Source organism: Pseudomonas saponiphila, from assembly GCF_900105185.1.
Taxonomy (GTDB): Bacteria; Pseudomonadota; Gammaproteobacteria; order Pseudomonadales; family Pseudomonadaceae; genus Aquipseudomonas; species Aquipseudomonas saponiphila.
Genome location: NZ_FNTJ01000002.1, coordinates 1,654,004 through 1,673,613, shown reverse-complemented (window position 1 = coordinate 1,673,613; position 19,610 = coordinate 1,654,004). Strand labels below are relative to the sequence as shown.

At 62.8% G+C, this 19,610-nt stretch carries 16 protein-coding genes; 10 read left to right on the top strand and 6 right to left on the bottom strand.

Going from position 1 to position 19,610, the window contains the following annotated elements; genetic code table 11:
- Positions 1-9 precede the first annotated feature (9 nt).
- The 4 genes from frr to rpsB form a co-directional block, all read right to left on the bottom strand.
- The gene (frr, locus tag BLV47_RS29445; protein ID WP_011059527.1) at positions 10-567 is read right to left on the bottom strand and encodes a ribosome recycling factor; all 558 of its coding nucleotides are present in this window, start codon (positions 565-567) and stop codon (positions 10-12) included.
- Positions 564-1,307 (bottom strand): UMP kinase, encoded by a 744-nt coding sequence (gene pyrH / locus BLV47_RS29440; protein ID WP_011059526.1) that lies wholly within the window; start codon positions 1,305-1,307, stop codon positions 564-566. Before pyrH ends, frr begins: the two co-directional genes overlap by 4 nt.
- Positions 1,308-1,515: 208 nt before the next feature.
- Positions 1,516-2,382 carry a translation elongation factor Ts gene (tsf, locus tag BLV47_RS29435; RefSeq protein ID WP_092320027.1) on the bottom strand — a complete coding sequence of 289 codons (867 nt, stop codon included), beginning with the start codon at positions 2,380-2,382 and terminating at the stop codon, positions 1,516-1,518.
- Between the two features lie 203 nt (positions 2,383-2,585).
- Positions 2,586-3,323, bottom strand: coding sequence for a 30S ribosomal protein S2 (gene rpsB / locus BLV47_RS29430; RefSeq protein ID WP_011059524.1), 738 nt, complete (start codon positions 3,321-3,323; stop codon positions 2,586-2,588).
- Positions 3,324-3,730: 407 nt separating this feature from the next.
- On the opposite strand from rpsB, the gene map reads away from it, so the two are divergent.
- Genes map through dapC form a run of 3 tightly spaced genes read left to right on the top strand, consistent with a single transcriptional unit; the run spans position 3,731 to position 8,502 of the window.
- Positions 3,731-4,513: a type I methionyl aminopeptidase gene (gene map, locus BLV47_RS29425; protein ID WP_047302039.1), complete on the top strand. Its 783-nt coding sequence runs from the start codon at positions 3,731-3,733 to the stop codon at positions 4,511-4,513.
- Positions 4,514-4,561: 48 nt separating this feature from the next.
- On the top strand, positions 4,562-7,264 hold the full coding sequence (locus tag BLV47_RS29420; RefSeq protein ID WP_092320025.1) for a [protein-PII] uridylyltransferase: 2,703 nt from the start codon (positions 4,562-4,564) through the stop codon (positions 7,262-7,264).
- Between the two features lie 38 nt (positions 7,265-7,302).
- On the top strand, positions 7,303-8,502 hold the full coding sequence (gene dapC, locus BLV47_RS29415) for a succinyldiaminopimelate transaminase (protein WP_092320023.1): 1,200 nt from the start codon (positions 7,303-7,305) through the stop codon (positions 8,500-8,502).
- A gap of 72 nt (positions 8,503-8,574) precedes the next feature.
- Here the strand turns inward: dapC and BLV47_RS29410 are convergent, their stop codons facing one another.
- Positions 8,575-10,221, bottom strand: coding sequence for a Na+/H+ antiporter (locus BLV47_RS29410; RefSeq protein WP_092320021.1), 1,647 nt, complete (start codon positions 10,219-10,221; stop codon positions 8,575-8,577).
- A 237-nt stretch (positions 10,222-10,458) separates the two neighbouring features.
- Between BLV47_RS29410 and BLV47_RS29405 the strand changes: the two genes are divergently transcribed.
- The 4 genes from BLV47_RS29405 (at position 10,459) to BLV47_RS29390 (ending at position 13,572) form a co-directional block, all read left to right on the top strand.
- On the top strand, positions 10,459-10,821 hold the full coding sequence (locus BLV47_RS29405) for an ArsC family reductase (RefSeq protein WP_011059519.1): 363 nt from the start codon (positions 10,459-10,461) through the stop codon (positions 10,819-10,821).
- Positions 10,822-10,854: 33 nt separating this feature from the next.
- On the top strand, positions 10,855-11,889 hold the full coding sequence (gene dapD, locus BLV47_RS29400; RefSeq protein WP_092320019.1) for a 2,3,4,5-tetrahydropyridine-2,6-dicarboxylate N-succinyltransferase: 1,035 nt from the start codon (positions 10,855-10,857) through the stop codon (positions 11,887-11,889).
- A gap of 76 nt (positions 11,890-11,965) precedes the next feature.
- Positions 11,966-13,171, top strand: coding sequence for an aminotransferase class V-fold PLP-dependent enzyme (locus BLV47_RS29395; RefSeq protein ID WP_092320017.1), 1,206 nt, complete (start codon positions 11,966-11,968; stop codon positions 13,169-13,171).
- The gene (locus tag BLV47_RS29390; protein WP_092320015.1) at positions 13,168-13,572 is read left to right on the top strand and encodes a SufE family protein; all 405 of its coding nucleotides are present in this window, start codon (positions 13,168-13,170) and stop codon (positions 13,570-13,572) included. The genes BLV47_RS29395 and BLV47_RS29390 overlap by 4 nt, the downstream gene beginning before the upstream one ends.
- 135 nt (positions 13,573-13,707) lie before the next feature.
- Here the strand turns inward: BLV47_RS29390 and tcdA are convergent, their stop codons facing one another.
- Positions 13,708-14,526 carry a tRNA cyclic N6-threonylcarbamoyladenosine(37) synthase TcdA gene (gene tcdA, locus BLV47_RS29385; RefSeq protein WP_092320013.1) on the bottom strand — a complete coding sequence of 273 codons (819 nt, stop codon included), beginning with the start codon at positions 14,524-14,526 and terminating at the stop codon, positions 13,708-13,710.
- A 211-nt stretch (positions 14,527-14,737) separates the two neighbouring features.
- Between tcdA and BLV47_RS29380 the strand changes: the two genes are divergently transcribed.
- The 3 genes from BLV47_RS29380 (at position 14,738) to BLV47_RS29370 (ending at position 19,524) form a co-directional block, all read left to right on the top strand.
- Positions 14,738-17,329 (top strand): glycosyltransferase, encoded by a 2,592-nt coding sequence (locus tag BLV47_RS29380; protein ID WP_092320010.1) that lies wholly within the window; start codon positions 14,738-14,740, stop codon positions 17,327-17,329.
- 234 nt (positions 17,330-17,563) lie between these two features.
- Positions 17,564-18,715 carry a succinyl-diaminopimelate desuccinylase gene (gene dapE, locus BLV47_RS29375; protein ID WP_092320008.1) on the top strand — a complete coding sequence of 384 codons (1,152 nt, stop codon included), beginning with the start codon at positions 17,564-17,566 and terminating at the stop codon, positions 18,713-18,715.
- Positions 18,715-19,524 carry a putative RNA methyltransferase gene (locus BLV47_RS29370; RefSeq protein WP_092320006.1) on the top strand — a complete coding sequence of 270 codons (810 nt, stop codon included), beginning with the start codon at positions 18,715-18,717 and terminating at the stop codon, positions 19,522-19,524. Before dapE ends, BLV47_RS29370 begins: the two co-directional genes overlap by 1 nt.
- Positions 19,525-19,610 lie beyond the last annotated feature (86 nt).

The window sequence follows — 19,610 nt, the reverse complement described above, 5'->3', positions numbered from 1 at the left end:
GCCTGACCCTTAAACGGCCATCAAGTCCTTTTCTTTTTCCTCAGTCGCCTTGGCGATCTGAGCTTCAAAGTCCTTGATCAGCTTATCGATTTCAGCGCTGCCACGACGCTCTTCGTCTTCGCTGATTTCCTTGTCCTTGGTCAGCTTCTTCAACTCGCCCAGGGCATCGCGGCGGATATTGCGCACAGCAACCCGCGCATCTTCGGCCGCAGCACGCGCCTGCTTGGTGAAGCCCTTGCGGGTTTCCTCGGTCAGCGGCGCCATCTTGATCAGCAGCAGCTCGCCCAGATTGGTCGGATTGAGGTTAAGACCGGCACTACCAATGGCCTTGTCGATGGCACCAAGCATGTTGCGCTCGAACGGCACCACCTGCAGGGTCTGGGAGTCCTTCACAGTCACGTTGGCAACGCCGCTCAACGGCGTGTCGGTACCGTAGTAAGGCACCATCACGCTGCCCAGGATGCTGGGGTGAGCCTTGCCGGTACGGATCTGGCCGAATGCGTGCGCCAGCGATTCCAGGGACTTTTTCATGCGCTCCTGGGCGTCTTTCTTGATTTCGTTGATCATTGTTCGCCTTCCTCGATCAGGGTTCCTTCAGCGCCACCATGCACGATATTCAGCAGGGCGCCGGGCTTGTTCATGTTGAATACCCGCAGCGGCATCTTGTGGTCGCGGCACAGGCAGATGGCCGTCAGGTCCATCACTCCCAGCTTGCGATCCAGCACTTCATCGTAAGTCAGATGATCGAACTTCTCGGCATGCGGGTCCTTGAACGGGTCTGCAGTGTAAACACCGTCGACCTTGGTTGCCTTGAGCACGACATCGGCATCGATCTCGATGGCGCGCAGGCAGGCTGCGGAGTCGGTAGTGAAGAACGGGTTGCCGGTGCCGGCCGCGAAAATCACCACCTCTTTGGAGTTCAGGTGGCGCATGGCCTTGCGACGGTCATAGTGATCGGTCACGCCCACCATCGAAATGGCGGACATCACGATGGCCGAGATATTCGCACGTTCCAGCGCGTCGCGCATGGCCAGGGCGTTCATCACAGTGGCCAGCATGCCCATGTGGTCGCCCGTGACCCGATCCATCCCGGCCGCGCTCAATGCGGCGCCACGAAACAGGTTGCCACCACCGATCACCAAGCCTACCTGGACGCCGATGCCGACCAGCTGGCCGACTTCCAGCGCCATGCGATCCAGCACCTTGGGATCGATCCCGAACTCTTCCGAGCCCATCAGGGCCTCGCCGCTAAGCTTGAGTAGAATGCGTTTATAGCGAGCTTGATAACCACTGCCCTGCTGAGCCATTGCGAATCTCTCCTGCGGCGTATTTTAAAAATTCTTTGCGGGCTGTTTTCAGCCTGCGTTCACTCTAGCTTGACGCTGTCACAGCGCCATCAGAACACGACTTTGTAAACCGGTTCCGAGGTAAAACAACAAAATTGCCCTGCCCATTTGAAAAGAGGCTGCGCGCGTGAGCGGGCAGCCTCTTCTGGGCGACAGTTAAAAAACCGTCTTACTGTTGCTTGGCAGCAGCCAGCTGTGCAGCTACTTCTTCAGCGAAGTTGTCTTCTTTCTTCTCGATGCCTTCGCCTACGGCGAAACGAGTGAAGGAAACGATTTCAGCGCCGCCTTTCTTGGCCAGAGCACCTACGGTGACTTCTGGATCCTTGACGAAGGCTTGCTCAACCAGGCTGGCTTCAGCCAGGAACTTGCTGATACGGCCGGCGATCATCTTCTCGACGATTTCAGCTGGCTTGCCTTTCATCTTGTCTTCGTTCAGCTGCAGGAACACAGCCTTTTCGCGCTCGATGGCTTCGGCGGAAACTTGCGAAGGCAGCAGGAACTCAGGGTTGCTTGCCGCTACGTGCATGGCGATGTCTTTGGCCAGATCAACGGAACCGCCCTTCAGGACAACCGCAACACCGATCTTGTTACCGTGCAGGTAAGTACCGACCACGTCACCTTCAACGCGGGCCAGACGACGGATGTTGACGTTCTCGCCAGTCTTGCCAACCAGGATCAGACGGTCAGCTTCTTGAGCTTCGATCAGCGGAGCAGCGTCGGTCAGCTTGTCAGCGAAGGCTTTTTCAACGCTGGCAGCAACGAATGCCTTGAAGTCATCCTGCAGAGCCAGGAAGTCGGTCTGCGAGTTCACTTCCAGCAGGACAGCGGCTTTGCCGTCGTCCTTGATGGCGATGGCGCCTTCAGCAGCCACGTTGCCTGCTTTCTTGGCAGCCTTGATGGCGCCGGAAGCACGCATGTCATCAATGGCTTTTTCGATGTCGCCGCCGGCCTTGGTCAAGGCCTTTTTGCAATCCATCATGCCTTCGCCGGTACGCTCGCGCAGTTCTTTGACCAACGCTGCAGTAATCTCTGCCATTTTCAAAATCCTCTTGGATAGGTTTTCAACCATTCCACCCGATCGAACGGGCGTTCAATTCTTGGGCGCTGCCCCGAATTCATTTCATAACAGCCCCGGATTACAGAATCTGTCGGGGCGCAACGACGAAATGATTTTCGAGTTGGCAAAAAGGGGGCCAAGCCCCCTTTTTGCGTGCTGAGTAAACGCTAAGCGTCAGTTACTCAGGCTTCAGCCGCCGGTGCTGCAGCTTCTTCGAACACTTCGGTGCCGCCAGCAACGTTGTTGCGACCACGGATCACAGCATCAGCCATCGAACCCATGTACAGCTGGATGGCGCGAATGGCGTCATCGTTGCCTGGGATGATGTAGTCAACGCCTTCCGGGCTGCTGTTGGTATCGACAACGCCGATGACCGGGATGCCCAGCTTGTTGGCTTCGGTGATCGCGATGCGCTCGTGGTCGACGTCGATCACGAACAGTGCGTCAGGCAGGCCGCCCATGTCCTTGATACCACCCAGGGAACGATCCAGCTTTTCCAGATCGCGAGTGCGCATCAGCGCCTCTTTCTTGGTCAGCTTGGCGAAAGTGCCGTCTTCTGCCTGCACTTCAAGGTCACGCAGACGCTTGATGGAAGCACGGATGGTTTTGTAGTTGGTCAGCATGCCGCCCAACCAGCGGTGATCGACGTACGGCGAACCGCAACGTGCTGCTTCTTCAGCAACGATCTTGCCAGCGGAACGCTTGGTGCCGACGAACAGAATCTTGTTTTTGCCCTGGGCCAGACGCTCTACGAAAGTCAGAGCTTCGTTGAACATAGGCAGGGTTTTTTCAAGGTTGATGATGTGAATCTTGTTGCGCGCGCCGAAAATGTACTTGCCCATTTTCGGATTCCAGTAACGGGTTTGGTGACCGAAGTGCACACCGGCCTTCAGCATATCGCGCATGTTGACTTGGGACATGATAGTTCCTTAATAAGTCGGGTTAGGCCTCCACGTATCCCAATGACCAACCAACAGCATGTGCTGAGGGCACCCAGGTCATCGTGTCGACACGTGTGTGGGTTTGGGCTTTTCGGGGCATCCCCGGAAAGCGGCGCATTTTATACCACAGCAAGGGCCAAAACGGAACCCGGATTCACATCCGCCGATCCTTGGAGTTTTTGCCCTGTAGTTGGAATCGGCCCAGAATGCGCCATTGTATGCAGACAAGCGCCAGCAGAACCTCAGATTTGCGCTGAGCGTCTGTTAGAATCGCACCTTTGCGGCTTCCGAAAACCTCACCTAGCCCCTCCCGGCTCCAGCCTTGCCGGGGCAGGTTTTCAAGCCATTCCGTGTTTATCGCGCCACTGAGCGTCAAGAGAGCCTGTATGACCGTCACCCTCAAAACCCCCGAGGACATCGCCAAAATGCGTGTCGCCGGCAAACTGGCCGCCGAAGTGCTGGAGATGATTGCCGAGCATGTCAAACCCGGTGTCACCACCGAAGAACTGGACCGCATCTGCCACGACTACATCGTCAACGTGCAGGGCGCCATCCCGGCCCCGCTGAACTACAAGGGCTTCCCCAAGTCCATCTGCACCTCGATCAACCACGTGGTGTGCCACGGCATCCCCAACGAGAAGCCGCTGAAGGATGGCGACACCCTGAACATCGACGTGACCGTCATCAAGGACGGCTACCACGGCGACACCAGCCGCATGTTCCACGTCGGCAACGTGCCGGTCTGGGCCGAGCGCCTGTCGCAGATCACCCAGGAATGCATGTACAAGGCCATCGAACTGGTGAAGCCGGGCTGCCGCCTGGGCGACATCGGCGAAGTGATCCAGAAGCACGCGGAAAAGAACGGCTTTTCGGTCGTACGCGAATTCTGCGGCCACGGCATCGGCAAGGTGTTCCACGAAGAGCCACAGATCCTGCACTACGGCCGCGCCGGCACCGGCATGGAACTCAAGGCCGGCATGACCTTCACCATCGAGCCGATGATCAACCAGGGCAAGGCCGACACCAAGGTGCTGGGCGATGGCTGGACCGCCATCACCAAGGACCGCAAGCTCTCGGCGCAGTGGGAACACACCCTGCTGGTCACCGAGACCGGCTACGAAATCTTCACCCTGCGCAGCGACGACACCATTCCCCGGGTATCTGCCTGACCGACAACGCCGCGTCCCGACCTTATAGATAGAAAGGAAAGCCAATCGATGCCGCAGGTGGATCCCGAACTCTTCGACCGCGGCCAGTTCCAGGCGGAACTGGCGCTGAAGGCCAGCCCCATCGCCGCCTTCAAGAAAGCCATCCGCCAGGCACGGGAAGTGCTGGACAACCGCTTTCGCAGCGGACGGGAAATCCGCCGGCTGATCGAAGACCGCGCCTGGTTCATCGACAACATCCTGCAAAAGGCCTGGGACCAGTTCAACTGGAGTGAAGACGCCGACATCGCCCTGGTGGCAGTCGGCGGCTACGGCCGCGGCGAGCTTCACCCCTACTCCGACATCGACCTGCTGATCCTTCTGGACAGCGCCGATCACGAGATCTTTCGCGACTCCATCGAGCGCTTCCTCACCCTGCTCTGGGACATTGGCCTGGAAGTCGGACAGAGCGTGCGCTCGGTGGACGAATGCGCCGAGGAAGCCCGGGCCGACCTGACGGTGATCACCAACCTGATGGAAAGCCGCACCATCGCCGGCCCCGAGCACCTGCGCCAACGCATGCTGGACGTCACCAGCACCGCGCACATGTGGCCGAGCAAGGACTTCTTCCTGGCCAAGCGCGCCGAACAAAAGGCCCGCCACCACAAGTACAACGACACCGAATACAACCTGGAGCCCAACGTCAAAGGCTCCCCCGGCGGCCTGCGGGATATCCAGACCATTCTCTGGGTCGCCCGGCGCCAGTACGGCACCCTCAACCTGCGGGCCCTGGCCGGCGAAGGCTTCCTGGTGGAAAGCGAGAACGCCCTGCTGGCGTCATCCCAGGAATTCCTGTGGAAGGTCCGCTACGCCCTGCACATGCTCGCCGGGCGTGCCGAGGACCGCCTGCTGCTGGATCACCAGCGCTCCATCGCCGAGCTGCTGGGTTTCAGCGGTGAAGACGTCAAGCAGTCGATAGAAAGCTTCATGCAGCAGTACTACCGGGTGGTGATGAGCATCGCCCAGTTGAGCGACCTGATCATCCAGCACTTCGAAGAGGTGATCCTCGCCCCCGAGGACGAAGCCCCGCCGCAGCCGATCAACGCCCGCTTCCAGCTGCATGACGGCTATATCGAGGCGATCAACGACAACGTGTTCAAGCGCACGCCGTTCGCCATGCTGGAAATCTTCGTGCTGATGGCCCAGCACCCGGAGATCAAAGGCGTGCGCGCCGACACCATCCGCCTGCTGCGTGAACACCGGCACCTGATCGATGACGACTTCCGCCACGACATCCGCAACACCAGCCTGTTCATCGAGCTGTTCAAGTGCGAGATCGGCATCCACCGCAACCTGCGGCGGATGAACCGCTACGGCATCCTCGGGCGCTACCTGCCGGAGTTCGGCTTCATCGTCGGACAGATGCAGCATGACCTGTTCCACATCTATACCGTGGACGCGCACACGCTGAATCTGATCAAGCACCTGCGCAAGATGCAGTACACGCCGATCTCCGAGAAATTCCCCCTGGCCAGCAAGCTCATGGGCAAGCTGCCCAAGCCCGAGCTGATCTACCTGGCCGGCCTGTACCACGACATCGGCAAGGGCCGCCACGGCGACCACTCAGAGATCGGCGCGGTGGATGCCGAAGCCTTCTGCGTCCGCCATCAACTGCCTCTGTGGGACACCCGGCTGATCGTCTGGCTGGTGCAGAACCACCTGGTGATGTCCACCACCGCCCAGCGCAAGGACCTGTCCGACCCGCAGGTGATCCACGATTTTGCCCAGACCGTGGTCGACCAGACCCGCCTCGACTACCTCTACGTACTCACGGTCGCCGACATCTACGCCACCAACCCGACGCTCTGGAACTCCTGGCGCGCCAGCCTGTTGCGCCAGCTGTACACCGAAACCAAGCGTGCCCTGCGCCGCGGCCTGGAAAACCCGGTGGACCGCGAAGAGCAGATCCGCCAGACCCAGAGCGCCGCCCTGGACATCCTGGTGCGCAACGGCACCGACCCGGACGAAGTGGAGCAACTCTGGTCGCAACTGGGCGACGACTACTTCCTGCGCCATACCGCCGGCGACGTGGCCTGGCACAGCGATGCGATCCTCCAGCAGCCGGCCGACGGCGGGCCACTGGTACTGATCAAGGAAATCACCCAGCGCGAATTCGAGGGCGGCACCCAGATATTCATCTACGCCCCGGACCAGCACGACTTCTTTGCGGTGACCGTGGCCGCCATGGACCAGCTCAACCTGAACATCCATGACGCGCGCATCATCACCTCCAGCAGCCAGTTCACCCTCGACACCTACATCGTCCTGGACAACGACGGCGAGTCCATCGGCAACAACCCGCAGCGGGTCGAACAGATCCGCAAGGGCCTGACCGACGCCCTGCGCAACCCCGACGATTACCCGACCATCATCCAGCGTCGGGTGCCGCGCCAGCTCAAGCATTTTGCCTTCGAGCCCGAGGTGACCATCCACAACGACGCCCAGCGTCCGGTGACCGTGCTGGAGCTCAGCGCCCCGGATCGCCCTGGCCTGCTGGCGCGAATCGGCAAGATCTTCCTGGAGTTCGACCTGTCGCTGCAGAACGCCAAGATCGCCACCCTGGGGGAGCGCGTGGAAGACGTGTTTTTCATCACCGACGCGCACAATCAGCCCCTTTCCGACCCCCAACTGTGCAGCCGCCTGCAGGATGCGATCGTCGAGCAGTTGAGTGTCAGCCACGAACCGACTATCGAAATGACCCGCCTGAGCATCTGACAGGACTGAATTGCCGCCTTGAGTGAGATACCGCACCGATGAACAACGCTCTGAACCAGTTGCAGCCTTACCCGTTCGAAAAGCTGCGGGCCCTGCTTGGCACCGTGACGCCCAACCCGGACAAGCGTCCGATCGCCCTGTCCATCGGCGAACCCAAACACCGTTCGCCGAGCTTTGTCGCCGAAGCCCTGGCCAGCAACCTCGATCAGATGGCGGTGTACCCCACCACCCTGGGTATACCGGCCCTGCGCGAAGCGATTGGCGCCTGGTGCGAACGACGCTTCGGCGTGCCAAGCGGCTGGATCGACCCGGCACGCAACGTATTACCGGTCAACGGCACCCGCGAAGCCCTGTTCGCCTTCACCCAGACCGTGGTCAACCGCGGTGACGACGCCCTGGTGGTCAGCCCCAACCCCTTCTATCAGATCTACGAAGGCGCAGCCTTCCTCGCCGGGGCCAAGCCGCACTACCTGCCGTGCCTGGATGAAAATGGCTTCAACCCGGACTTCGACGCCGTGCCGGCCGAAATCTGGCAGCGCTGCCAGATCCTCTTCCTGTGCTCCCCGGGCAACCCCACCGGCGCGCTGATCCCGCTGGATACCCTGAAAAAGCTGATCGCCCTGGCTGACGAACACGACTTCGTGATCGCCGCCGACGAGTGCTACAGCGAGCTGTACTTCGACGAACAGACCCCGCCGCCGGGGCTGCTCGCCGCCTGCGTCGAACTGGGCCGCAAAGACTTCAAGCGCTGCGTGGTGTTCCACAGCCTGTCCAAGCGTTCCAACCTGCCGGGCCTGCGCTCCGGTTTCGTGGCCGGCGACGCCGATATTCTCAAGGGCTTCCTGCTGTACCGCACCTACCACGGCTGCGCCATGCCGGTGCAGACCCAACTGGCCAGCGTCGCCGCCTGGAACGACGAAGTGCACGTGCGCGCCAACCGCGCCCTGTACCGCGAGAAGTTCGATGCGGTACTGGCGATCCTCGCGCCGGTGCTCGACGTGCAGCGTCCGGACGGCAGCTTCTACCTGTGGCCGAACGTGGCCGGGGATGACGCCGCCTTCTGTCGCGCCCTGTTCGAACAGGAACACGTGACCGTGGTGCCGGGCTCCTACCTGTCCCGGGACGTGGACGGCACCAACCCGGGTGCCGGGCGAGTGCGCATGGCACTGGTCGCTCCGCTGGCGGAATGCGTGGAAGCCGCCGAGCGGATTCGCGACTTCATTCTGCGCCGCGCTTAAACCCCTTCGCCGGCAAGCCGGCTCCTACACCCTCCTTGTAGGAGTCGGCTTGCCGACGAAAGCTTCATTCGTTCACTTCACCACCCCCAGATTCGCCTCGCTCAAATCCAGGTCCGCCAACACCTCTCGCAGCACATCATCACCGATCTGGTGATGCCGGCTCAGGCGGTACAGTTCCAGCCGTTGCGCGCGCAGGGCCTTGAGCCGCAGGCGGCGCTCCAGCAAGTCCATCTGCAACGCCAGGGCCTGGGCCTCGGCGGAATCGTTATAGACCTCCAACTGATGCCGGTACTCGGCCATCAAGCGCCCCTTGAGCTCAGTGGCCAGTGCTGCCTGGGCCGCATCGGGCGACTCATTGGTTTCCGCCACTTCCTCGGCTTCCAGGGCATGGATCGCCGCCTCGGCAGTCTTGCGCCAGGCATCGCGAACTTCGCCGCGGCGCTTGTCGTCGGGGCTCTTCACAATCCCACGCAGCAGCAGCGGCAGGGCAATGCAGGCCGCTACCAGGGACAAAAGGATCACCCCGGCAGCGATAAAGATCAGCAGATCACGTTCGGGGAAGGCCTCCCCCGCGCCCAGGAACAAAGGCACCGACATCACACCGGCCAGGGTCACCGCCCCACGCACCCCGCCCACTGTCAGCAGCCAGCAGGAGCGCGCGGTGGGCACCAGGGTCAGTTCCCCCTTGCCACGCCAGCGCCGCAACAGCCCGGACAGGCGCCAGATGCTCTGCACCCAGATAAAGCGCAATACCAACAGCACCAGGAAGATCGCCAGCACATCCAGGCAGCGATAGAACAGGGTTGGCCAGAGCGAAGTCTCATGGCTGACCACGGCCTTGATGATGTCCGGCAGCTGCAGTCCCAAGAGCAGGAAAATCAAGCCGTTGAAGGCAAACTCCAACAACGACCAGACGCTGCGATTGAGCAGTCGGGTGCTGGTCTGGCGTGGCAACAGGTCGAGCCAGCTCTGCATCATCCCCGCCGCCACGGCGGAAAGGATGCCCGAAGCCCCCAGGCGCTCGGCCAGCACATAAGCGGCGAACGGCAACAGCAGCATGAACACCACGTGGGTTGCCGGGTCGTCCCAGCCGCGGGCGATCATCCAGGCGCGCAGGCGCCCGACCAGCCAGCTCAGGGCTACGCCGACCGCCAGTCCGCCCACCGCCACCAGGACAAAGGTCAGGCTGGCATTGGCCAGGGAAAACACCCCGGTCACGGCCGCCACCAAGGCGAACTTGAAGGTCACCAAGCCCGAGGCGTCATTCATCAGGGCCTCGCCCTGGAGCATATGCATCAGCGGGGTCGGCAGGCGGTTCTGGGAAATCGCCGACACCGCCACAGCGTCGGTGGGCGACAGCACCGCCGCCAGGGCGAAGGCCACCGGCAGGGGAATGCTCGGCAACAGCCAGTGAATGAAATAGCCGGCGCCGACCACGGTGAACAGCACCAACCCCACCGCCAGGGTCAGGATCGGCCCGCGCAAGCGCCAGAATTCGCGCTTGGGCATGCGCCAGCCATCGGAAAACAGCAGTGGCGGCAGAAACAGGAAGAGGAACAGCTCCGGGTCCAGGGTCACGTGCAAACCCAGGGTCGGCCAGGCCAGCAAGGCGCCGGCGGCGATCTGCACCAGGGGCAGCGGCAGGGGAATGACCCGCCCGACAAGACGCGAAAGGCTCACCAGCATCAGCAGGATGAGGACGGTGTAGGCGGATTGCATAAAGCGGGTTTCCCGATCTGAAACTTCAAAGCAGACACGCGACAGCGGCAGGAATTCACCGCAGAAGCGCCATATTAGCCGCTTAAGCTGCTGTCACGCCGCTGCACAAAAGTCGCAACGGCGCAAAGGCACGGAAACACAATGCGACAAAGCCCCGCGCCAGCCGACGCCGAATCGGTGCGGTCGTGGCATAATCCGTGACCTTTGATCTCCAGCATCTCCAAAGGGGGCAATTCCTTGACCGCTTCAAGCAAAACGTTGCACCTTTTCGGCATCAAAGCCTGTGACACCATGAAAAAGGCGCGCACCTGGCTCGATGAACACGCTGTCAGCTATGACTTCCATGACTACAAAACCTCCGGCATTGACCGTGAGCACCTGAATCAGTGGTGCGACGAGCACGGTTGGCAGGTGGTGTTGAACCGCGCGGGCACGACCTTTCGCAAACTCGATGACGAAAGCAAAGCCGATCTCGACCAGGCGAAAGCCGTTGAACTGATGCTCGCGCAACCTTCGATGATCAAGCGCCCGGTGCTCGATCTCGGAGACAAGACCCTGATTGGCTTCAAGCCAGACCTTTACGCAGCGGCGCTCAAGTAAGCCTGCTCACTCAATTTCGCAAGAGGTAACTGCATGTCCACTACCCTGTTCAGCCTGGCCTTCGGTGTCGGCACCCAGAACCGCCAAGGCGCTTGGCTGGAAGTGTTTTACGCGTCGCCACTGCTCAATCCCGCGGCTGAAATCGTTGCCGCGGTAGCACCGATCCTCGGCTACAGCGAAGGCAACCAGGCCATCACCTTCACCAACGCCCAGGCCGCACAAATGGCCGATGCCCTGAAAAGCATCGACGCCACCCAGGCTGCCCTGCTGACTCGCCTGGCCGAGAGCCACAAGCCGCTGGTGGCGACCCTGCTGGCCGAAGACGCCCAGCTGACCTCCACCCCAGAGGCCTACCTGAAGCTGCACCTGCTGTCCCACCGCCTGGTCAAGCCACACGGCCTGAGCCTGGCCGGCGTGTTCCCGCTGCTGCCGAACGTGGCCTGGACCAGCCAGGGTGCGATCGACCTCGGCGAGCTGGCCGAGCGTCAACTGGAAGCCCGCCTGCGCGGCGAGCTGCTGGAAGTGTTCTCGGTGGACAAGTTCCCGAAAATGACCGACTACGTGGTGCCGAGCGGTGTGCGTATCGCTGACAGCGCGCGGATCCGCCTGGGCGCCTACATCGGCGAAGGCACCACCGTGATGCACGAAGGCTTCGTCAACTTCAACGCCGGCACCGAAGGCCCGGGCATGATCGAAGGCCGCGTGTCGGCTGGCGTATTCGTCGGCAAGGGTTCGGACCTGGGCGGCGGCTGCTCCACCATGGGCACCCTGTCGGGCGGCGGCAACATCGTGATCAAGGTCGGCGAAGGCTGCCTGATCGGCGCCAACGCCGGTATCGGCATTCCATTGGGCGACCGCAACACCGTGGAGTCGGGCCTGTACGTGACCGCCGGCACCAAGGTGGCGCTGCTGGACGAGAACAACCAACTGGTCAAGGTGCTCAAGGCCCGGGAACTGGCCGGCCAGCCGGACCTGCTGTTCCGCCGCAACTCGGAAACCGGCGCCGTGGAGTGCAAGACCCACAAGTCGGCTATCGAGCTGAACGAAGCGCTGCACGCTCACAACTAAGCAGCGATTCGGTTTCACTGGAACCGGCCGGGCGCTTATCATCGGCGCCCGGCCTGTTCAAACGAGTTCCGCCACCATGCTTGTACCCTCCCCCTGGCGCGCCGACTTCCCGGCTATCGCTGCCCTGCAACGCCAGGACCAGACGTACCTGGACAACGCCGCCACCACGCAAAAACCCCAAGCCCTGCTGGACGCCCTGGCTCACTACTACGCCAATGGCGCGGCCAATGTGCATCGCGCGCAGCACCTGCCCGGCGCCCACGCCACCCAGGCCTTCGAGGACAGCCGCAGCAAGGTCGGGCAATGGCTGAACACCGGTGACAGCGGGCAGATCGTCTTCACCCACGGCGCCACTTCCGCGTTGAACCTCCTGGCCTACGGCCTGGAACACCAATTCACAGCGGGCGATGAAATCGTCATCAGCGCCTTGGAACACCACGCCAACCTGCTGCCCTGGCAGCAACTGGCCGAACGTCGCCAACTCAAGCTGATCGTCCTGCCGCTGGATGCCGACGGCATGATCGATATCCAGGCGGCCAGCCACCTGATCGGCCCGCGAACCCGACTGCTGGCGCTGAGCCAGCTGTCCAACGTGCTCGGTGCCTGGCAGCCCCTGAGTCCACTGCTGGCCATGGCCAAGGCCCACGACGCACTGACCGTGATCGACGGCGCCCAGGGCGTGGTTCACGGCCGCCATGACGTACAGGCCCTGGGCTGCGACTTCTATGTGTTCTCCAGCCACAAACTCTACGGCCCGGACGGGGTCGGCGTGCTCTTTGGCCGCCACGAGGCGCTCAAGGGCCTGCGCCACTGGCAGTTTGGAGGCGAGATGGTCCAGAACGCCGACTACCAACACGCGAGTTTCCGCCCGGCGCCGCTGGGCTTCGAGGCCGGCACTCCGCCGATTGCCGGGGTCATCGGCCTGGGCGCGACCCTGGATTACCTCTCAGGCCTGGATCAGCCGGCAGTGGCCGCGCACGAAGCCGCGCTGCATGCCTATCTGTTGCAGGGCTTGCAGGCACGCAACGGCATCCGCCTGCTGGGCACGCCGCAACTGGCTCTGGTCAGTTTCGTCGTCGACGGCGTGCACAACGCCGACCTGGCCCACCTGCTGACCGAACAGGGCATTGCCGTGCGCGCCGGGCATCACTGCGCCATGCCGCTGATGAAAAGCCTTGGGCTGGCCGGAGCGATCCGGGTGTCGTTGGCGCTGTACAACGACTCCGAAGACCTGGAGCGCTTCTTCGAGGCCCTGGATCAGGCCCTGGAGTTGCTGCGATGAGCCTGCCGCCGGATGCCATCACCGCCCTGGAGGTGTTCCAGGGCGCTGCCGGCTGGGAGCAGCGGGCGCGCCTGCTGATGCAATGGGGCGAGCGCCTGACGGCACTCGATGACGCGGACAAGGTCGAAGCCAACCGGGTGCACGGCTGCGAAAGCCAGGTCTGGCTGGTGGCGAGCCTGGAAAACGGTCATTGGCAATTTGCCGCCGCCAGCGACGCACGGCTGATTCGCGGCCTGGTGGCCTTGCTGCTGGCCCGGGTCAACGGCCTGACGGCGCAGCAATTGCGCGAGGTGGACCTGGCGGACTGGTTCAACCAGTTGGGCCTGTCGCGCCAGCTCTCGCCGTCGCGCAGCAACGGCTTGAACGCGGTACTGCAGCGCATGGGCGAACTGGCTCTATAGGAGCCGGCCACCCTCTGCGCCCTACCGTAGGAGCCGGCTTGCCGGCGAACTGGGCCTCAAACCGAGCATCGCCCCCTGGGTCCCTTTCGCTGGCAAGCCAGCTCCTACAACAGCTCGCGGCTGTGCAAGCCGACCTTATGCAGCGGGCTTGCTGCGTTCGGACGGGCGGCGCACGCCGGCAACGAGCTTGTCCACCGCCTTGGTCGCCGCCACCATGCCGAAGGTCGCGGTCACCATCATCACCGCGCCAAAGCCGCCAGCGCAGTCGAGCTTGACCCCATCACCAACAAAGCTCTTCTGCAGGCAGATGCTGCCGTCCGGCTTCGGGTAGCGCAGTTGCTCGGTGGAAAACACGCAGGGCACGCTGTAATGGCGGGTCACGGTGCGCGAGAAGCCATAGTCGCGGCGCAAGGTGGACCGCACCTTGGAGGCCAGCGGGTCATTGAAGGTGCGGTTCAGGTCGCAGACCTGGATCAGCGTCGGGTCGATCTGCCCGCCGGCGCCGCCGGTGGTGATGATCTGGATCTTGCGCCGCTTGCACCAGGCGATCAGCGCCGCCTTGGCGTTGACGCTGTCGATGCAGTCGATCACGCAGTCGATGTTCGGGGTGATGTATTCGGCCATGGTTTCGCGGGTGACGAAGTCCGCCACCGCATGCACGCGACAGTCCGGGTTGATGCCGCGCAGGCGCTCGGCCATGACCTCGACCTTGGGCTTGCCCACGGTGCTGTCCAGGGCGTGCAACTGACGGTTGCTGTTGCTGACGCAGACGTCGTCGAGGTCGAACAGCGAGATCTCGCCGACACCGCAACGGGCGATGGCTTCCGCCGCCCAGGAACCGACGCCGCCGACCCCGACGATCGCCACATGGGCTGCCCGCAGCCGTTCCAGGCCTTCAATGCCATACAAACGGGCGACACCGGCGAACCGTGGATCTTCTGTACTCATGACCATCACCTAAAAAACCGGCGCGCATTATAGGGCCTGGAAGCGACAAGTTTTAAGCCGCCAGCTACAAGTAAAGAACTTAAACCCAATTACAGTGCCTAAGGTCCGGCTTTCCTCTGTGCGCTGTACGCTCAGTTGAGGGCCGGTGTAGGATGCCCGCCGTTTGGCGCCTGCCAACCCTTCCCTCGTTCCACACTTTTTGGAACCCGAAATAGCTATGTCATCGCGTAAATTTGGACTCAACCTGGTGATAGTGCTGGCCATTGCCGCGCTGTTCACCGGCTTCTGGGCGCTGATCAATCGCCCGGTATCGGCCCCCGACTGGCCGGAACAGATCTCCGGCTTTTCCTACTCGCCTTTCCAGCAGGGTCAGTTCCCGCAGAAAGACCAGTACCCGTCCGACGATGAAATGCGTCGCGACCTGGAGATCATGAGCAAGCTGACGGACAACATCCGTACCTACTCGGTGGATGGCAGCCTGCAGGATATTCCCAAGCTGGCGGAAGAGTTCGGCCTGCGCGTGACCCTGGGCATCTGGATCAGCCCGGACCTGGAGCGCAACGAGCGGGAAATCATGCGCGCCATCGAGCTGGCCAACAGCTCGCGCAGCGTGGTGCGGGTAGTGGTGGGCAACGAAGCGATCTTCCGCAAGGAAATCACCGCCGACCAGCTGTCGGTGATTCTCGACCGGGTGCGTGCCGCGGTGAAAGTCCCGGTCACCACCTCGGAACAGTGGCACGTCTGGGAAGAACACCCGGAACTGGCCAAGCACGTCGACCTGATCGCCGCGCACATCCTGCCCTATTGGGAATTCATCCCGATGGACAAGGCCGGGCAGTTCGTCCTCGACCGCGCCCGCGACTTGAAGAAGATGTTCCCGAAAAAGCCGCTGTTGCTGTCCGAAGTGGGCTGGCCGAGCAACGGCCGCATGCGCGGTGGTGCCGACGCCAGTCCGGCGGACCAGGCAATCTACCTGCGCACCCTGGTCAACAAGCTCAATCGCCAGGGCTACAACTACTTCGTCATCGAAGCCTTCGACCAGCCGTGGAAGGCCAGTGACGAAGGCTCGGTGGGCGCCTACTGGGGCGTGTTCAACGCCGCGCGCCAGCAGAAATTCAACTTTGAAGGCCCGGTGGTAGCGATCCCGCAGTGGCGAGTGCTGGCCATCGGTTCGGTGGTGCTGGCGCTGCTGTCGCTGACCCTGCTGATGATCGACGGCTCGGCCCTGCGCCAGCGTGGCCGCACCTTCCTTACCTTCATCGCCTTCCTCTGCGGTTCGGTGCTGGTGTGGATCGGCTACGACTACAGCCAGCAATACAGCACCTGGTTCAGCCTGACCGTGGGCTTCCTCCTCGCGCTCGGTGCGCTGGGGGTGTTCATCGTGCTGCTCACCGAGGCCCATGAACTGGCCGAGGCGGTGTGGATCCACAAGCGCCGGCGCGAGTTCCTGCCGGTCGAGGGCGACTCCAGCTACCGGCCGAAAGTCTCGATCCACGTGCCGTGCTACAACGAGCCGCCGGAGATGGTCAAACAGACCCTCAATGCCCTGGCCAACCTCGATTACCCGGACTTCGAAGTCCTGATCATCGACAACAACACCAAGGACCCGGCGGTCTGGGAACCGGTGCAGGCCTATTGCGAAACCTTAGGGCCGCGCTTCAAGTTCTTCCACGTCGCGCCCTTGGCCGGTTTCAAGGGCGGCGCGCTGAACTACCTGCTGCCGCACACCGCCAAGGATGCCGAAGTGATCGCGGTGATCGACTCCGACTACTGCGTCGACCGCAACTGGCTCAAGCACATGGTGCCGCACTTCGCCGACCCGAAGATCGCCATCGTGCAGTCGCCCCAGGACTACCGCGACCAGAACGAAAGCACCTTCAAGAAGCTCTGCTACGCGGAATACAAGGGCTTCTTCCATATCGGCATGGTCACCCGCAACGACCGCGACGCGATCATCCAGCACGGCACCATGACCATGACCCGGCGCACGGTGCTGGAAGAGCTGGGCTGGGCCGACTGGTGCATCTGCGAAGACGCCGAGCTGGGCCTGCGGGTATTCGAGAAAGGCCTGTCGGCGGCGTACCACCACGAAAGCTACGGCAAGGGCCTGATGCCCGACACCTTCATCGACTTCAAGAAACAGCGCTTCCGCTGGGCCTATGGCGCGATCCAGATCATCAAGCGCCACACCGCCAGCCTGCTGCGCGGCAAGGACACCGAGCTGACCCGTGGCCAGCGCTACCACTTCCTCGCCGGGTGGCTGCCGTGGGTCGCGGACGGCATGAACATCTTCTTCACCGTCGGCGCCCTGCTGTGGTCGGCGGCGATGATCATCGTGCCGCAACGGGTCGACCCGCCGCTGCTGATCTTCGCCATCCCGCCGCTGGCGCTGTTCGTGTTCAAGGTCGGCAAGATCATCTTCCTCTACCGCCGGGCGGTGGGGGTCAACCTCAAGGATGCGTTCTGCGCGGCCCTGGCCGGCCTGGCGCTGTCGCACACCATTGCCAAGGCGGTGCTGTACGGCTTCTTCACCAGCAGCATTCCGTTCTTCCGCACCCCGAAGAACGCCGACAACCACGGGTTCTGGGTGGCGATCTCGGAAGCCCGGGAAGAGCTGTTCATCATGCTGCTGTTGTGGGGCGCGGCGCTGGGGATCTTCCTGGTGCAGGGCCTGCCGAGCAACGACATGCGCTTCTGGGTGACCATGCTCCTGGTGCAGTCGCTGCCTTATGTAGCGGCACTGGTCATGGCCTTCCTTTCGTCGCTGCCAAAACCTGCGGAACACCCCGAGCCGGCGCCAGCCGCCTAAATCGATGCAAAGCACTAAACGGCGGCCTCTGGCCGCCGTTTTGCTTTAAGATATCCGCCATTTTGCGCGCCTAGCCCGCAGCTCTCCCTGTAGGAGCGAGCTTGCTCGCGATAGATGTCAAGACATGACGCAAGCACCTGATGCTCTGCGCCACTTTTGAGTCCATCGCGAGCAAGCTCGCTCCTACAACAAGAAAAGAGCTGCGCCTGATCTTGCCTTGCACCGGAGTTCCCCATGACGGCCCATGCCGAGCTTTCGCCGACCCTGCAACTTGCCTGTGACCTGATCCGTCGCCCCTCGGTGACACCGGTCGACGCCGACTGCCAGAAAATGATGATGCAGCGCCTGGGCGATGCCGGCTTCAAGCTGGAGCCGATGCGCATCGAGGACGTGGACAACTTCTGGGCCACCCATGGCCGGCACGAAGGCCCGGTGCTGTGCTTCGCCGGCCACACCGACGTGGTGCCCACCGGGCCGGTCCAGGCCTGGCAGAATGATCCGTTCGAAGCCCTGATCGATGAACACGGCATGCTCTGCGGCCGTGGCGCGGCGGACATGAAAGGCAGCCTGGCCGCGATGGTGGTGGCTGCCGAGCGCTTTGTCGCCGACTACCCGGACCACAAGGGCTCGGTCGCCTTCCTCATCACCAGCGACGAAGAAGGCCCGGCGCATCACGGCACCAAAGCGGTGGTGGAGCGCCTGGCGGCACGCAAGGAACGCCTGGACTGGTGCATCGTGGGTGAGCCTTCGAGCACCAGCCTGGTGGGCGACGTGGTCAAGAACGGCCGCCGCGGCTCCCTCGGCGCCAAGCTCACGGTGCGTGGGGTACAGGGCCACGTGGCCTACCCGCACCTGGCGAAGAACCCGATCCACCTGGCGGCCCCGGCCCTGGCGGAACTGGCGGCCGAGCACTGGGATGACGGCAATGCCTTCTTCCCGCCCACCAGCTTCCAGATCTCCAACCTCAATTCCGGCACCGGCGCCACCAACGTAATCCCCGGTGACCTGGTAGCGGTGTTCAACTTCCGCTTCTCCACCGAATCCACCGTGGAAGGCCTGCAACAGCGGGTCGCGGCGATCCTCGACAAGCACGGCCTGGACTGGCACGTGGACTGGGCCCTGTCCGGCCTGCCATTCCTCACCGAACCCGGCGCCCTGCTGGACGCGGTTTCGGCCAGCATCAAGCAGGTCACCGGCCGCGACACCAAGGCGTCCACCAGTGGTGGTACTTCCGACGGTCGGTTCATCGCCACCCTGGGCACCCAGGTGGTGGAGTTGGGCCCGGTCAACGCCACCATCCACCAGGTCAACGAGCGGATCCTGGCCAGCGACCTGGATGTGCTGACCGAGATCTACTACCAGACGCTCGTCAAGTTGCTTGCCTGATGCTGGCCTGTCCTCTTTGCAGCGCCCCGCTGAACGCTGTGGACAACGGTGTGGTCTGCCCGGCCGGGCATCGCTTCGACCGCGCGCGCCAGGGCTACCTGAACCTGCTGCCGGTGCAGCACAAGAACAGCCGTGACCCGGGCGACAACCAGGCCATGGTCGAGGCCCGCCGCGACTTCCTCAACGCCGGGCACTACGCCCCGGTGGCCCGGCGCCTGGCCGAGCTGGCGGCGGAACGCGCGCCCCAGCGCTGGGTCGACATCGGTTGTGGCGAGGGTTACTACACCGCGCAACTGGCCGAGGCCCTGCCTGGCGCCGACGGCTACGCCCTGGATATTTCCCGGGAAGCGGTGAAACGCGCCTGCCGCCGCGCGCCGCAACTGACCTGGATGGTCGCCAGCATGGCGCGCATCCCCCTGGCCGATGCCAGTTGCCAGTTTCTCGCCAGCGTCTTCAGCCCCCTCGACTGGCAGGAGGCCAAGCGTCTGTTGAGCCCCGGCGGCGGCCTGATGAAGGTCGGCCCCACCAGCGGCCACCTGATGGAGCTGCGCGAACGCCTGTACGACGAGGTGCGCGAGTACACCGACGACAAGCACCTGGCCCTGGTGCCTGCAGGCATGGCCCTGGCCCACAGCGAAACCCTGGAGTTCAAGCTGTGCCTGGAACGCCCGGAAGATCGCGCCAACCTGCTGGCCATGACTCCTCACGGCTGGCGCGCCAGCGCCGAACGCCGGGCCGCGGTGATCGAGCAAAGCGAGCCTTTCGAGGTCAGCGTATCGATGCGCTACGATTACTTCGTGCTGCAATAACCCCACTACAACCCACGACTTCGGGCACAGGCCCGGGGTCGAAGAAATCCGCGAATGGATTTTTCAGACCGGCAATGAGGACATCC